Origin of the sequence: Natrinema gelatinilyticum, assembly GCF_024266705.1 — an archaeon.
GTDB classification, from domain to species: Archaea; Halobacteriota; Halobacteria; order Halobacteriales; family Natrialbaceae; genus Natrinema; species Natrinema gelatinilyticum.
Window position 1 is genome coordinate 3,516,740 of the sequence record NZ_CP100756.1, and the last position, 14,255, is coordinate 3,530,994.

Below are 14,255 nucleotides of genomic sequence, written 5' to 3' on the forward strand. Positions count from 1 at the left end.
CGTCGACTTTTGTAATATCGGGGTCCAGTTTCGGCCGCAATGGCAAACGCAGCGATCGTTATATTGGCAGGCACCGAATCGCACAGCGACCTCGGCCGACTGGTAAATGGCCTCGAGGCGGCAAAGGAGTTCGACGAGAACGCGGACGACGAACTCGAGTTGATCTTCGACGGAGCCGGAACGCAGTGGATCCCCGAACTCGAGGACGAGGGTCACGACTATCACGAACTCTATCGGTCGCTCAGCGAAGAAGCCGCGGTCTGTGACTACTGTGCGAACGCGTTCGGCGTCGACGACGCAATCGCGGAGACCGGAGTCGTCACGGTCGACGAGAACGGCGGCCACCCGAGCGTCCGCTCGCTGGTCGACGAGGGTTACGAAATAATCACGTTCTAGAGATTCGCCGATCGTCGCCGGGCTGAAAGCCGGCGAACGAATCGTCGATACCGACGCGCATCGAATGCACTACCCTCGATACAGGTTCACTTTCACTCCGGTAGCACACACCTTTTAGCCTCCCCGTTAGTAAGGGAAGACGATGACGTCGTTCCAGTCGACACTCGGTGACGAACCGGGGATCGCCGAGGAGCTGGCAGAGAGTCAGCAGTCGATCTCCATCGCCGAGTTCTTCGAGAAGAACAAGCACATGCTCGGCTTCGATAGCGGCGCTCGAGGCCTCGTCACGGCCGTCAAGGAGGCCGTCGACAACGCCTTAGACGCCGCCGAGGAAGCGGGCATTCTCCCGGACATCTACGTCGAGATTCAGGAAGCAGACGATTACTACCGCCTGATCGTCGAGGACAACGGACCGGGACTGACGAAAGAATCGCTCCCGAAAGTCTTCGGAAAGCTCCTCTACGGATCGCGCTTTCACGCACGCGAACAGTCTCGAGGTCAGCAGGGAATCGGTATCTCCGCAGCCGTCCTCTACTCACAGCTGACGAGCGGGAAACCCGCGAAGATCACCAGTCGGACGCAGGGCTCGAGTGAGGCGGAGTACTTCGAACTCATTATCGATACCGACGAAAACGAACCCGAAATCAGCGTCGAGAAGACGACTACCTGGGATCGACCCCACGGGACCCGCATCGAACTCGAGATGGAAGCCAACATGCGCGCCCGCCAACAGCTCCACGATTACATCAAGCACACGGCAGTCGTCAACCCCCACGCTCGCCTCGAGCTTCGCGAGCCCCAGGAACACTTCAAGTTCGAGCGCGCGACCGACCAGCTCCCCGAGGAGACCGAGGAAATCCGTCCCCACCCACACGGCGTCGAGCTCGGTACCGTGATGAAAATGCTGAACGCGACGGACTCCCAGACGGTCTCGGGGTTCTTGCAGGGGGAGTTCACCCGCGTCGGGAAGAAGACCGCCGATTCGATCATCGATGCCTTCCGCGACCGCCACTACGGCCGAGAGATGCGCTGGCGTCCCTCGGCGTCTCACCACCCCGTCGACGTCGCGACAGCGGTCGAGAACGCGACGGCGAACAAGGGCCCGGACGCGACCAGCGCCTTCGCCGAGACCGTCGCGGGCGCCGTCGACGATTGGGACCGAATCGCCCACCACGAGTTACTCGAGGTCGTCGACTCGGCTGCAGACGGCGTCGAGGCCGACCACGGAACGACGTTCGGCGACACCGTCCGCGAAAATGCCGTCGAGGCCGTCTGGCTCGAGTTGATCGACGCCGCCACTTCGTCGGCGGTTGCGAACGCGGACGACGGTGCGGACGACACCGACGCGGACTCGCGTCTCGTTGCTGATCTGTACGAACTCGCCGATGACGCGACGAGTACCCGCAAGGACGACGAGGTGATCCACGCGTTCGCCGACCGGCTCGCGGCCACATTCGAGGAGGAACGCGAAAACGACAACGTCCGCCATCGGCTCACTCGCGGCCAACTCCGGGCGTACGTCGACCGGGCGGCGGATCTCACCGAAGAGTACGACGACGTCTCGTTCGGCGAGACCGCCCGTGAGAACGTCGTCGAGGCCGTCTGGAGTGTGATGGCGACAGTGCCGGACGACCCGCCGCTCGTCCGAGAGCTGAACGGCGACCGCGATGCGACCAGCAACCTGGTCGACGCCATGCGCGCCACCGATATCATGGCGCCGCCGACGCGGTGTCTGGCGCCGATCACCGAGGATCTCATCACTGCCGGTCTCGAGAAAGAGTTCGACGCCGACTTCTTCGCGTCGGCGACTCGTGATGCGGGCGTCTCCGGCGGTGACCCGTTCGTCGTCGAAGCCGGGATCGCCTACGGTGGTAATCTCGAGGCCGAAGGAACCGGCGAGGTCCTTCGATTCGCGAATCGAGTCCCCCTGGTCTACCAGCGCGGGGCCTGTGCGACGACCGACGTCATAAAGACGATCGGCTGGCGCAACTATGGTCTCGATCAGCCCGGCGGCTCCGGTCTACCGAACGGGCCGGTGGTGATCATGATCCACGTCGCCTCCACGAATGTTCCGTTTACGAGCGAATCGAAAGACGCTATCGCGAACGTTCCAGAGATCGAAGACGAGATCGAACTGGCAGTTCGGGAGGCCTCGCGGGAGCTCAAGAGTTACCTCAACAAGCGCCGGTCGATGCAACAGCGCCGAAAGAAGCAAAACGTCCTCGGGAAAATCCTGCCGGAGATGGCAGAGAAGGTCGCCGAGGTAACCGGCCGCAACAAACCCGATATCGACGATGCAGTCGCACGCATTATGAACAACGTTCTCGTCGAGCGCCAAGTCGAACAAAACGGGGACGGCGCCGCAGTATCGGTCGTCGTCGAGAACAACTCGAACACGACCGAGTCACTCGAGGTGACCGACATCGTCTCGGCCGAGCCCGAGAACCTCTCGGACGGCGCGACCGTCGTCGAGATGGACGGCGAGTGGTTCGTCAAGTGGGAGGCCGACGTCGGAAGCGGCGACGATGCCACGCTCGAGTACGAAGTACCGGACGACGCGACGTTCGATCTGGACGTCAAGGGCGTCGAAAGCGAGAAACTCACCGTTACTGACCAATGAGCGCAGACGATACCCAGCAGGCACGAGAACAGTTGATCGATCTCGCGGCGCAGTTCTACGATCAGTTCGAACTGGGCGAGATCCCGAACATGTCCGTGCCGACGCGGACGAAGAACAACATCGAGTACGACGAAGAGAAAGACGTCTGGGTCTACGGTGACCGGGAGTCGACCAGATCGGCCAACTCCGTTCGAGGCGCGCGGAAGCTTCTCAAAGCGGTCTACACGATCGAATTCCTCTCCGCCCAACTCGAAGAGGACCGGTCGTCCACCCTGCGTGAACTCTACTACCTCTCGGAAAGCTGGGACAACGACGAGGCCCAGTTCTCGGACCAGGACGAATCGAACGCCCTCGTCGAGGACCTGGAGATCGTCTCCGGGGTCACCCGCGAGGATTTCCACATGCGCCCAGAAGAGTCCGGCGCGACGATCATGGGGCCGTTGCACCTCCGCGAACAGACCCGTCGTGGCGAGCGCGAGATCCACTGTCAGGAAGACGTCGGCGAGGGTGGATACCAGATTCCGAACAATCCGGATACGATCGACTTTCTCGACTCCGACGCCGACTTCATTCTCGCCGTCGAGACCGGTGGGATGCGCGACCGACTGGTCGAGAACGGATTCGACGACGAGTACAACGCCCTGATCGTCCACCTCAAGGGCCAGCCCGCCCGGGCGACTCGCCGGATCACCAAGCGTCTCCACGACGAACTCGATCTGCCCGTGACCGTCTTTACTGACGGCGACCCGTGGTCGTACCGCATCTACGGCTCGGTCGCCTACGGATCGATCAAGTCCGCCCACCTCTCGGAATACCTCGCGACGCCGGAGGCCCAGTTCGTCGGCATCCAGCCCGCCGACATTGTCGAGTACGAACTGCCGACCGACCCGCTCTCGGATTCGGACATCAACGCCCTCGAGAGCGAACTCGAGGACCCCCGCTTCCAGACCGACTACTGGGAAGAACAGATCGAACTCCAGCTCGACCTCGAGAAGAAATCCGAACAGCAGTCGCTGGCGTCGTACGGACTCGATTTCGTGACGGATACGTATCTCCCGGATCGGCTCAGCGAGATGGGCGTTCTGTAAGGATCGTCGAGTCTCGGTGCCGTGGGTCTCGATCCTCGGTGCTGTAGGGCGGGACGGACCATTTTTGCGAGGGTTCTTGAACTGCGTGTGCGAGGCTGTGCGGATCGAGGCAGCTGTCGAGTGCCCCGTCTGGACGATCGACGGAAACCACGAGCGATACGACCGATCGGGTGGCACGGTCAGCGGACAGCGTGGACGACTCGTGCCGTCTGATCACCGGTTTTGCCAGATATTTACACGGCGGCATCCCCCTGTGTCTGCAGGTACAATCGGTTCCCGTCTGCACCGTCTCTGACCGTCTAGAACAGTGATATGGTTGACGAAACCGAGGACAAACGACCGACGCACAGCGATCCGGACGAAGAAGCGATCGACGAGCCGACGACGTCCGGTGCGCAGGAGGCGAGCGAAACCGCGTGGATGATGAAAGAGGGGGTAACGATCGGTCTCATTTCGATAGTGGTCGTCCTCGTCCTCGCGCTGGGTCTCCTGCAGGTGTCCGGACTCGTCGACCTGCTCGCCCCGTTCGTGGACACCGAACTCGGTCAGTGGGCCGCCTTCGCAATTCTGGTCGTCGTCGTTCTCGTGGCGTTCGCGTGGGCTCGACGCGGCGTCTGATGCCACTTCGAGCCGAACGGCTACCGGTCGAGAACGATCGGGACGCCGCTCGAGGCCACCTCGACGGCGAACGCTTCGTCGTCGGTTTCGATTCCCTCGAAGGTGTCGTAGTGAACCGGGAGGACGAGATTCGGCTCGATTCGCGCGGCCAGCGCCGCCGCCTCGTGGCGGTCCATCGTGAACGTACCGCCGATCGGCGGGAAGAAGAGATCGACGGCGACCGTCTCGTGAACCGGACTGACGTCGGTATCGCCGGGCCAGTACGCGGTGACGCCGTCGACGGTGACGCCGAATCCGCATCCCCGTCCCTCAGGATGGTAGGGGTCTCCGTTTTCGTCGGTGTGTGGACCGTCGGGATCGTTAGACGCCGGTGTCGTGAACAGATCGAGCGGTCCGAGGACGAACGAGTCGTCGGCCCCGACTCGCTCCACGTCGTACGGCAGATCGTCCGGATCCTCGTCGACTCGGTCGATCTCGCTCGCGTCGATCGATTCGTGGACGACGATCAGTGACTCTTCGTGTGCCACTCGTCGGATCGACACTGGATCGTAGTGGTGGTCGTGACTAACGAGAACCAGATCACCGTCGCGAGCATCGTAGTCGTCCAGCACTCCGTAGGGTTCCGGACCGGGATCTATGTAGACGACCACCCCCGTTTGCCCCTCGAGTCGAATCGTTGCGAGGCCGAACCAGTCGACGGTCAACGCGTCGAACCGAACTGTCATGCGACGTCATTTCTCGGGCGAGGCGAAAAGCGTTGTAGTCCCAGATGGACGGCGGACGGTACTGCCAAAGCGAATCGCTGGTCGATAGTTGGTCGGCCGTGGTCGTCCGTCCGCTTCATACGGACTACTGTACGTCATTGCCGGTGCAATCGCAGGGCGGTCGCGGTTGCACCGGTACATCGTTACAGCAGACCGTATCAGGGGATCCGGACGGAGTGTTCGAGCGTCCCGACGCCTTCGACGTCGATCTCTACCTTGTCGCCGTCCTCGACCGGGCCGACGCCGTCGGGGGTGCCGGTCGCGATCACGTCGCCCGGTTCCAGGGTCATGTAGGTCGTTATTTCGGCGATCAGTTCGGGGATCGTGAAGATGAGCTGCTCGCGATTGCCGTCCTGCCGCAGGTCGCCGTTGACGCGAGTCCGAACGGCCGCGTCAGCCGGAACCTCGTCGGGGGTCGCGAGCACGGGGCCGATCGGGGCAGCGCCGTCGAACGCCTTGCCGCGGATCCAGTTCTGCTCGAGTTGCTGGTCGTCTCGGTTCGAGAGGTCGTCGACGCAGGTGAAGCCCTCGACGACGTCCATCGCCGATTCCTCGGGCACGTGGCGACACTGCTCGCCGATGACGAGGCCGATTTCGGCCTCGTGGTCGATACGCTCCTTGTCCGCCGGAAGCGTCACGGTATCGCCGTGGGCCGCGAGCGTGTTCGGTCCCTTCAGAAAGAGCAGTGGTCGGTCGGGGAAATCGGACCCCATTTCGTCGATGTGTTCGGCGTAGTTTCGACCGATACAGACGATTTTCGAGGGCTCGGATGGTGGTAGAATATCGATCTCGTCGCTGTCGAACGCGTAGCTCTCGTTTGCGAAGCGAACTGTCCCGTCCTCGTACTCTCCGCGCCGGATCGCTCCGGCCGGGTCGCGGAAACGAACGTATTTCACGACCGGTGGATGGTCACATGGGGTTAAAAGCGTTGAGGAGGAGGGAGATTTCGACAGGTTCTCGCGAGCGTCGGCGAGCTATCGGTACCGCTCGAGTTCCGCGTAGGCATCCCGTGCTGCCCGGTCCGGTTCACCGGGGTACGTATAGAGTTCCAGCGTCGCAAAGCCGTCGTACCCGATGTCATCGAGGGCGTCGAATATCGCCCGAAAGTCGAGATCACCCTCTCCAGGTATCCGATGGTAGTGCTTTCCCCGGCGGCCCCCGACGATGTCCTCTATGTGGATTCCCGTGATCGAGCCGCTCGAGCGGCGGATGCTCTCCGCAACGTCTTCACCGTAGACGGCGGCGTGGCCGACATCTAAGTTGACCCCGAGGGAATCATGGCCGACCTCATCGATGAGCGCGAGAACCTCGTCGGTGTTCTCGACCAGCAGTTCGGGTTCGAACTCTATCCCGACTTCCACGTCCCTCGCCTCGGCGTACTCGAGGATGTCCGCGAGCGACTCGCGGAGATAGTCGGACGCTTCCTCAGGTGGTGTGCCGGGTAACGGGCGGCCGGTCGCCAGACAGACCGCCGGCGAACCGACGGTTTCAGCGAGGTCGATCGCCCGCTTCGTGTAGTCGATTCGCCACTGACGGGCGGCGTCCGCACGGATCACGCTCGGTTCGAAGAACGCCGACGGCGGCGCATCGTCGTAGTAGCCCATCGCCGTATTCGCGTTGATATTCGAGACTGCGAGGTCGGTGTCTGCGAGGGCATCGAGAAGCGAGTCGCGGTCACTGTCGCTGAAGTCCGGGAAGTACGCGTGGGGGTCGTCGCCGAGTAGTTCGACGCCGGTGTAGCCGTGATCCGCGATCCGGCGGACCGCCTCGGAGAGGTCGTAGCGGGTGTACGCGTTCGTCGAGAAAGCGAGTTTGACCATCGATTCAGTCCTCCTACACCGGAGAGCCACTAATTCGTTGGCCCGTCGGAGTCGATTACGTGCCGCCACACCGCGGGCTCGAGTCTCGATCGAGGTGATAGTGGGTGGCATTCGCCGTCGGCCGGTCGAGCGAGCGTGCGGTCGGGCCACGCGAACCGAGGTATGAAACGTGGCTATGGCGTGGAACCGTGATCGTGACGTGGGACTGAATCGAGTCGATCACGTCACATCGAACATCCGGCCGAGACCCACCGCCGGAACGAGAAAGACACCAGCAGCCACCCCCCAGCGGATTCCGGCTGCCGCGGCGAAGCCGGCGTCGAGCAACACGAGTCCGAGGACGCACCCGCCGACCGCAGGACCGACGGTACTCGGGACGGGATCAGCGTACGCTGCGCGCAAGGGACGTCCGACCCACCAGCAAAACGCTGCGGCGAACGCGAGCGCCACGAGAATTTCGAGCCTCGACGAATCGACGCCGACGAGGTACACACAGAGCGTGACGACCGCCAGGACCGCACTACCGGTGGCGACCGCGACAGCACGTCGATTGCCCCCCTCGGATTCTCGAGCCGCCATGAACGTGACGGCGCTGATGTAGCCGGTGATGACTGCCGGAACCACGACCAGTCGGGCGGTCATCTCGAGCGCCGCGCTTCCGGCCGCGGTCGCTCCGAGGACGACGTTCAGTCCTCGAGTCGTCCCCATCACGATGAATCCGGGGACCGATCCCTTCAGGAGGCCGTCGTACGCGAGGATCGCAGTGGCCACCGATCCAGCGGCGAGGGCTGCAGGGCCGCCAGCGGCGACGAAGGCGATGCCGACGGCAACGAAAAGGAGCGCGAATCCGAGTTCGAACGCAGTGTGCCGGGTGATCCGTCCGGACGGAATTGGACGATTCGGCCGCTCTCGGGCGTCGAGAGGTGCATCGAACGCGTCGTTGAGGGTCGTCCCGCCCGCGTACAGGAAGACTGACCCGAGCGACAGTAACGCGACCGCCGACGGTGCCGGGGTAGCGCCGGTCATTGACACCAGCGCGGCGCCGAGGATCACGTCTGGCGGTGCGGTAAAGAGGTTCGGCACGCGGACCAGTTCGGCGTACGCACCGATCGTTGCGCTCGAGTCACCAGCGTCCGATCCGGGCGGGTCAGTGCCGACCGGTTCTCGCGAGTCGCCGTCGACAGATACGGGGGGATTGCTCTCGCCGGCAGATTCCCACCGGTCGTCGACCGACTCGCCGTTTTCGACGCAATCCGACGACACGTCGCCTACCACCCTACGCCCACCCACGTTCCCCGAGGAAGGCCATCGCCTCTCGCGCGGTCTCGATCGGCGTTTCCTCGTAGGGGTAGAGTTCGACCGTGACGAAGCCGTCGTAGCCTCGGTTCTCTAGCTGGCCGAGGAACGAGTCTATGTCCATCGCGCCGTCGCCGAGCTGGGTGTGCTCGTGGGTCCGATCGGCCGGGATGTCTTCTATGTGGTAGTGACTCGTGTATTCCCAGAGCGGCTCGACCAGTTCGGCCGGGTTCTCGCCGACGCAGTAGAAGTGGCCGGCGTCGAAGTTACATCGGACGCGCTCGGAGTCGACGCGCTCGACCAGTTCCAGAAACTCGTCCGCGGTCTCGATCAACAAATCGGGTTCGGGTTCGACGAGCAGGTCGACGTCCACCTGCTCAGCTCTCGGCACGACGGACTCGAGGCTGTCGATGAAGGTCTCCATTGCCCACTCGCGCGATTTGGTCTCGGGTATCGGCCCGCCGGGCTCGATCGAGATGTACGGAAGGCCGAGCGCCGCCGCGGTCTCGAGCGCCGCGAGGGTGTAGTCGATTCGCTCCCGTCGATACGACTCGTCCGGTTCGATGTAGGAAGGGTGGTGGAAGTCCTCGATCGCAGTAAGCATGAACGCATTGCCGTTGCTAACGGTGATTTCGGCCCGGTTCAGGACGTCTTCGACGTGTGCGCGTTCCTCCTCCGTCGCGGTGGGCGGATAGAGGTGTGGCTCGTCGAACAGGAGTTCGACGCCGTCGTATCCCGCATCGGCGATGGCTTCGATGGCGTCCTCGAGGTGATACTCGCGAAAGGCGTTGGTTGAAAACCCGAACTGCATCTCAGGCCTCGTAGTCGAAGTTCGGGGACTGGTTGAAGAACTCGTAGGGGTTGTCGAAGACGACCGTTCGGACCTCCTCGCGGTCCCAGCCCCGGTCGATCATCCGGTCGCGGGCCTTCGGAACGGCAAGTGGATCCGATGGATCCCAGTCGGCAGCGCTGTTGAAGATCATGTTGTCGGTCCCGTACTCCTCGAGAAGGTCGATCGCCGACGCTGCTTCGATCTTGCCCGGGTAAAGCGTGAAGCCGATCCAGCAGTCCGTTCGGGTCGAGATGTCGATCGTATTCTCGGTGTTGTGATCGATGATGATCCGCTCCTGTGTCACTCCCATCTCCTCGATGATCTCGACGATACGCTCGGTGCCAGACGGCTTGTCGGTGTGCGGCGTGTGGACGATGACGGGAAGTTCCCTGTCCTCCGCGAGTTCGAGCTGTCGGCGGAACGCCCACTCCTCGGCGTCCGTGACCTGGTCGAAACCGATTTCGCCGACGCCGACGACGGGATCACGATCGAGGTACTCCGGAATTCGGTCGAGAACCTCCGCTGCCATATCACGATAGTTCGCCTCTTTCGGCTCGAGGCCGATCGTGACGTAGTGGTCCATGTTGGCGGCCCGCTCGGCTCGGTCGGTTTCGTGGTCGATGATCTGTTCGAAGTAGTCGAAGAACGCGCCCGCATGGCGTTTGTCTTGACCGCTCCAGAACGCAGGTTCGATACAGCACTCGATGCCCGCGTGACGCGCTCGCCGATAGTCTTCGGCTGAGCGCGATACCATATGCATATGAGGATCGATAATCCGCATAGGTGCTGGTCGAGGGGTGAACGGTTTGGTCCACCGATCGTTCGAACGACAAATCCGATGTTGATGACGGCGAATCGACCAACGCTCACAGCGGAATGCGATCTTGTGACCGGTCAAACAAATCTTACTTCTGCTACGCGAGTCATAACGAAAGTCGCCCGGTTCCGAGTTTCGGTGGAATGCCCGCTATGGAACGAGCGAGCGGTGCGAGGCGTCACGGTATCGGAGTGGGATGGCTGCGGAGTGAGGTGACTGCGAGTCGAACCCACGCGCGCGACGACCGCGAATCCGAATCGCCACGACCGTGCGACCACCTCTCAATATCGAACGATCCCAGATGAACCGCGGGAGTGAACCCGCCGTCGAGGACCGAACCGGCGTATGGCTCGTCGGCGCGCGCGGCAACGTCGCGACGATGGCTATTGTCGGTGCCCGCGCGATCGCCGAGGGAGTGACCGACAGTACCGGCATGGTAACCGAACGCGAGCCGGTCTCGAGTCTCGACTTGCCGCCGGTCGAGGGATTCGTCTTCGGGGGCCACGACATCGAACCGGAGTCGCTCCTCACTCAGGCGGAGCGCCACCGTGACCGAAACGATGTCCCGGACCAGGAGACGCTCGCGGCGGTCAGAGACGACCTGGGGACGATCGACGAACGGATCCAGGTCGGAACAGCCGTCAACTGCGGCGCCGCGGTTACCGAAGAAAGCGAGCAGATCGACGAATCACTCGCGATCCAAGACGTCGTCACGCAGATCCGTGACGACTACGAAACGTTCCGAAACTGCCACGATCTCGAGCGACTCGTAGTCGTGAACGTCGCGTCGACCGAACCCGAACTGGCGGAGCCGGAGCGATACGACAGTCGCGACGCGCTCGAACGTGCAATCGACGAGGACGACCGCGCGTTACCCGCGAGCGTTCTCTACGCGTACGCCTCGATCGACGCCGGTCATCCGTTCGTCAACTTCACACCGAGTACGGCCAACGCGCTCGGCGGGATCCGTGACCTCGCGACCGCGAAATCTGTCCCCCACATGGGACGCGACGCGAAGACCGGCGAAACGCTCGTCAAGTCCGCGCTCGCCCCGATGTTTGCCGGCCGAAACCTGCAGGTTCTGAGCTGGGAGGGACACAACATTCTGGGCAACAGAGACGGCCTCGTTCTGGAAGACGACGCGAACGCAGCGGGCAAGCTCTCGAGCAAAGGTGACGTTCTCGACTCGATCCTGCCGGAAATCGGTCACAACCATGTCCGGATCGACTACACTCCGTCGCTCGCAGACTGGAAAACGGCGTGGGACTACATCCACTTCGAGGGCTTCCTCGAGACGGAAATGACGATGCAGTTCACCTGGGAGGGGTCGGACTCCGCGCTGGCCGCGCCGCTCGTCCTCGATCTCGTGCGCCTGATCGTTCACGCCGACGAACGCGGTGACGAGGGACTGCAGCCCCAGCTCGCGTCGTTTTTCAAGGCACCGATCGGGGTCGACGAGCACGACCTCTCCTTGCAGATGAATCGATTGTATGACTACGCAAACCGGGAGCGGTGACCACGACGGCCCCGAATTCGATTCGAACGACCACCGACCGACACACGATTCACTCCGAAACGCATCCTGTACCAGTCATCCCATGACCGACTCTTCGATTCCCGAGACCAGCGAACCGACCGACCGAACCATCGTCCTCGACGTCGTCGGCCTTCAGCCCCAGCATATCGACGCCGATCGAACGCCGACGCTCGAGTCGTTCTTCACGAGCGACAGCGTCCGATCACTTCGGCCACCATTCCCGGCAGTGACCGTTCCCGCACAGACGACGCTTGCGACGGGGCAACGGCCGGACACACACGGCGACGTCTCGAGCGGGGAGTTCGATCGCGAGCGTCAGACCGCCGAGTTCTGGGAACGCGACCGCGACGGTCGCGAGCGGATCTGGGAAACCGGAACTGACGATGCGGGACTGACCACTGGCGTCCTGAACTTCCAGCACCTGATCGGGACCAGTGCCGACGTAGCCGTGACCCCGTCTCCGATCGAAGATGAGAACAACGACATTCTCGAGATGAACTGCTGGACGAACCCGGACGGCTTCTACGACGACCTGCGTGAGGTGTTGAATCACTTCCCGCTGCACAACTACTGGGGTCCCGGCGCGAACGAGGATGGAAGTCGGTGGATTCTCGCGGCCGCTCACGAGGCGATCGAGCAGTTCGACCCCGACCTGCTCTGGGTCTACGTCCCGCATCTGGATTACGTCGGACAGAGTAACGGTCCCGGAAGCGATGCCTTCCGAACGGAACTGTCGGTCGTCGACGACCTGCTCGAAGAATTCCTCGCCCCCCTCACGGAAACCGATCGGTGGGACGAAACGGCCCTCGTCCTCGTCAGCGAGTACGGATTCCACGACGTCGACCGACCGGTGTTCCCAAACCGGGCGCTCCGCGAAGCCGGGTTGCTCGAGACGGACGCGGACGGCGACGCCGACATCGTGGGCTCGGACGCGTTCGCGATGGTCGATCACCAGATCGCACACGTCTACGCCGACGAGAGATCGGTCGAGGCGGCACGCGATGTACTCGAGTCTCTGGAAGGGATCGACGCCGTCCTCGACGAGTCGGGGAAGGCCGACCGGGGCATCGACCACCCCAATGCGGGCGAGATCGTACTCGTCGCGAATCGGGACGCCTGGTTCCAGTACTACTGGTGGGACGACCGCGAGAACGCGCCGCCGTACGCGTCAAAGATGGACATCCACGCGAAACCCGGATTCGACCCGTGCGAATTGTTCTTCGGCGACGAGGGACTCGTCTCGCTTGACGCGTCGAAGGTCAGCGGATCCCACGGGCGTGTCGACGAGTCGGCGTTCGGTATCTTCGGCCTCGGCGGCCCGGCGGCTCCCGAACTCGAGGGTGACGAACCGGTCGACGCGACCGACGTCACCCCGACGATACTCGATTTGCACGGGCTCAAGGGAACGTTGTCGATGAAACTCGAGGGGTCGTCATTCACTCGGTCAGGAGAGTGACGGAAGAAGAGCAGTGCGTGACTTCGTAGCACTCGCGGATCGGAACGGAACGTTTTTCACTAGGCCGGAGCAACGAGGGAATACGGGCTCCGTTGGTGTAGTCCGGCCAATCATTTCGGCCTTTCGAGCCGATGACCTGGGTTCAAATCCCAGACGGAGCACTACAGCGAGCGAGTTTTTATGAGCGAACGAAGCGCGCACGGCTGGGATTTGAATCAGATCAGTCGCGCGTAGCGATGCGAGCACGTCTGGGCGTGGTTCAACTCCCAGACGGAGCATGCGCGGCGAAGCCGCGTCTCGCAGTTTTCACACGTGGCATAGCATGGGGAGATACCTATACCACAGAACGATACGATTCAACGGAGTCTGTACCCCGATGCCGTGCAGCGATTAGGGACTGTCAAAGTCAAATCACAAATTTAGGGCTCCTACTGATGAGTTATAATGGCGCTCTTCAGCAGAGTTGTTGCCATCCTCTTCAGCTGGTCTGGTCCAGAATGTTTACCTCGCCTCCTCGCATTTCGTTACCCATGTCTTGGAGGCTCTTGGACGACGTTGACAAGGCGATTCTTTACGCCTTACAGCAGGACGCGCGAAACGCTACTACCAGGGAGATCGGTGACCAGGTGGGAGTGACCGCAAGTACGGTCAGTAACCGAATCGCCGAACTCAAAGATGACGGAATCATCACCAACTATCTGGCGACGCTGGACTACTCGCGTGCGGGATTCCCCATGCACGTCCTCATTCATTGTGATGTCCCTGTCCACGACCGGGAAGCGATCGCTCACAGAACACTCGATATACCCGGCGTGGTGAATGTCCGCGAACTAATGAGTGGCACGGACAACATCCGGATTGAGGCCGTCGGTGAGACCCGCGACGATATCACTGGAATCGTTTCTGCTCTCTCTGAAGAAGGTGTGCAAACCACCGATGAGATTCTAATTCAAAACCAGCATTTCCGACCATTATCGTCCCTCGAACCCGAGGGAGAGGATTGACTCGAGG

At 62.2% G+C, this 14,255-nt stretch carries 13 protein-coding genes and 1 tRNA gene; 8 read left to right on the plus strand and 6 right to left on the minus strand.

Annotated elements, in window-relative coordinates; all coding sequences use genetic code 11:
* Positions 1 to 39 precede the first annotated feature (39 nt).
* From NJU76_RS17290 to NJU76_RS17305, 4 genes are all read left to right on the plus strand, one after another.
* The gene (locus NJU76_RS17290) at positions 40 to 396 is read left to right on the plus strand and encodes a DsrE family protein (RefSeq protein ID WP_254530591.1); all 357 of its coding nucleotides are present in this window, start codon (positions 40 to 42) and stop codon (positions 394 to 396) included.
* 142 nt (positions 397 to 538) lie between these two features.
* Positions 539 to 3,016, plus strand: coding sequence for a DNA topoisomerase VI subunit B (locus NJU76_RS17295; protein WP_254530592.1), 2,478 nt, complete (start codon positions 539 to 541; stop codon positions 3,014 to 3,016).
* Positions 3,013 to 4,104 (plus strand): DNA topoisomerase IV subunit A, encoded by a 1,092-nt coding sequence (locus tag NJU76_RS17300; protein ID WP_254530593.1) that lies wholly within the window; start codon positions 3,013 to 3,015, stop codon positions 4,102 to 4,104. Before NJU76_RS17295 ends, NJU76_RS17300 begins: the two co-directional genes overlap by 4 nt.
* Positions 4,105 to 4,416: 312 nt before the next feature.
* Positions 4,417 to 4,722, plus strand: a complete 306-nt coding sequence (locus tag NJU76_RS17305) for a hypothetical protein (RefSeq protein WP_254530594.1) — start codon at positions 4,417 to 4,419, stop codon at positions 4,720 to 4,722.
* 20 nt (positions 4,723 to 4,742) lie between these two features.
* Here the strand turns inward: NJU76_RS17305 and NJU76_RS17310 are convergent, their stop codons facing one another.
* From NJU76_RS17310 to NJU76_RS17335, 6 genes are all read right to left on the minus strand, one after another.
* A complete protein-coding gene (locus NJU76_RS17310; RefSeq protein WP_254530595.1) occupies positions 4,743 to 5,447 on the minus strand; it encodes an MBL fold metallo-hydrolase in 705 nt (234 codons plus the stop codon).
* Positions 5,448 to 5,644: 197 nt separating this feature from the next.
* Positions 5,645 to 6,382, minus strand: a complete 738-nt coding sequence (locus tag NJU76_RS17315; protein ID WP_254530596.1) for a fumarylacetoacetate hydrolase family protein — start codon at positions 6,380 to 6,382, stop codon at positions 5,645 to 5,647.
* 78 nt (positions 6,383 to 6,460) lie between these two features.
* Entirely contained in the window at positions 6,461 to 7,306 is an 846-nt protein-coding gene (locus NJU76_RS17320; protein ID WP_254530597.1) for a sugar phosphate isomerase/epimerase family protein, read from the minus strand.
* Positions 7,307 to 7,525: 219 nt separating this feature from the next.
* Positions 7,526 to 8,581, minus strand: coding sequence for a UbiA family prenyltransferase (locus tag NJU76_RS17325; RefSeq protein WP_254530598.1), 1,056 nt, complete (start codon positions 8,579 to 8,581; stop codon positions 7,526 to 7,528).
* Between the two features lies 1 nt (position 8,582).
* Complete coding sequence (locus NJU76_RS17330; protein ID WP_254530599.1) at positions 8,583 to 9,413, minus strand: sugar phosphate isomerase/epimerase family protein; 831 nt, start codon at positions 9,411 to 9,413, stop codon at positions 8,583 to 8,585.
* 1 nt (position 9,414) lies between these two features.
* The gene (locus tag NJU76_RS17335) at positions 9,415 to 10,215 is read right to left on the minus strand and encodes a TatD family hydrolase (protein WP_256566100.1); all 801 of its coding nucleotides are present in this window, start codon (positions 10,213 to 10,215) and stop codon (positions 9,415 to 9,417) included.
* Positions 10,216 to 10,552: 337 nt separating this feature from the next.
* On the opposite strand from NJU76_RS17335, the gene NJU76_RS17340 reads away from it, so the two are divergent.
* The 4 genes from NJU76_RS17340 (at position 10,553) to NJU76_RS17355 (ending at position 14,248) form a co-directional block, all read left to right on the plus strand.
* Complete coding sequence (locus tag NJU76_RS17340; RefSeq protein ID WP_254530601.1) at positions 10,553 to 11,767, plus strand: inositol-3-phosphate synthase; 1,215 nt, start codon at positions 10,553 to 10,555, stop codon at positions 11,765 to 11,767.
* 82 nt (positions 11,768 to 11,849) lie between these two features.
* Entirely contained in the window at positions 11,850 to 13,244 is a 1,395-nt protein-coding gene (locus NJU76_RS17345) for an alkaline phosphatase family protein (RefSeq protein WP_345781956.1), read from the plus strand.
* Positions 13,245 to 13,330: 86 nt separating this feature from the next.
* Positions 13,331 to 13,405 (plus strand) — tRNA-Glu (locus NJU76_RS17350).
* Positions 13,406 to 13,774: 369 nt separating this feature from the next.
* Positions 13,775 to 14,248, plus strand: a complete 474-nt coding sequence (locus NJU76_RS17355) for an Lrp/AsnC family transcriptional regulator (protein ID WP_254530603.1) — start codon at positions 13,775 to 13,777, stop codon at positions 14,246 to 14,248.
* Positions 14,249 to 14,255 lie beyond the last annotated feature (7 nt).

What these genes read in the sequence shown, in the direction of transcription:
- NJU76_RS17335 (WP_256566100.1), bottom strand. Translation starts at nt 10,215, where the DNA reads ATGCGGATTATCGATCCTCATATGCATATGGTATCGCGCTCAGCCGAA.
- NJU76_RS17330 (WP_254530599.1), bottom strand. Translation starts at nt 9,413, where the DNA reads ATGCAGTTCGGGTTTTCAACCAACGCCTTTCGCGAGTATCACCTCGAG.
- NJU76_RS17300 (WP_254530593.1), top strand. Translation starts at nt 3,013, where the DNA reads ATGAGCGCAGACGATACCCAGCAGGCACGAGAACAGTTGATCGATCTC.
- NJU76_RS17290 (WP_254530591.1), top strand. Translation starts at nt 40, where the DNA reads ATGGCAAACGCAGCGATCGTTATATTGGCAGGCACCGAATCGCACAGC.
- NJU76_RS17345 (WP_345781956.1), top strand. Translation starts at nt 11,850, where the DNA reads ATGACCGACTCTTCGATTCCCGAGACCAGCGAACCGACCGACCGAACC.
- NJU76_RS17355 (WP_254530603.1), top strand. Translation starts at nt 13,775, where the DNA reads ATGTCTTGGAGGCTCTTGGACGACGTTGACAAGGCGATTCTTTACGCC.
- NJU76_RS17305 (WP_254530594.1), top strand. Translation starts at nt 4,417, where the DNA reads ATGGTTGACGAAACCGAGGACAAACGACCGACGCACAGCGATCCGGAC.
- NJU76_RS17295 (WP_254530592.1), top strand. Translation starts at nt 539, where the DNA reads ATGACGTCGTTCCAGTCGACACTCGGTGACGAACCGGGGATCGCCGAG.
- NJU76_RS17310 (WP_254530595.1), bottom strand. Translation starts at nt 5,447, where the DNA reads ATGACAGTTCGGTTCGACGCGTTGACCGTCGACTGGTTCGGCCTCGCA.
- NJU76_RS17340 (WP_254530601.1), top strand. Translation starts at nt 10,553, where the DNA reads ATGAACCGCGGGAGTGAACCCGCCGTCGAGGACCGAACCGGCGTATGG.
- NJU76_RS17320 (WP_254530597.1), bottom strand. Translation starts at nt 7,306, where the DNA reads ATGGTCAAACTCGCTTTCTCGACGAACGCGTACACCCGCTACGACCTC.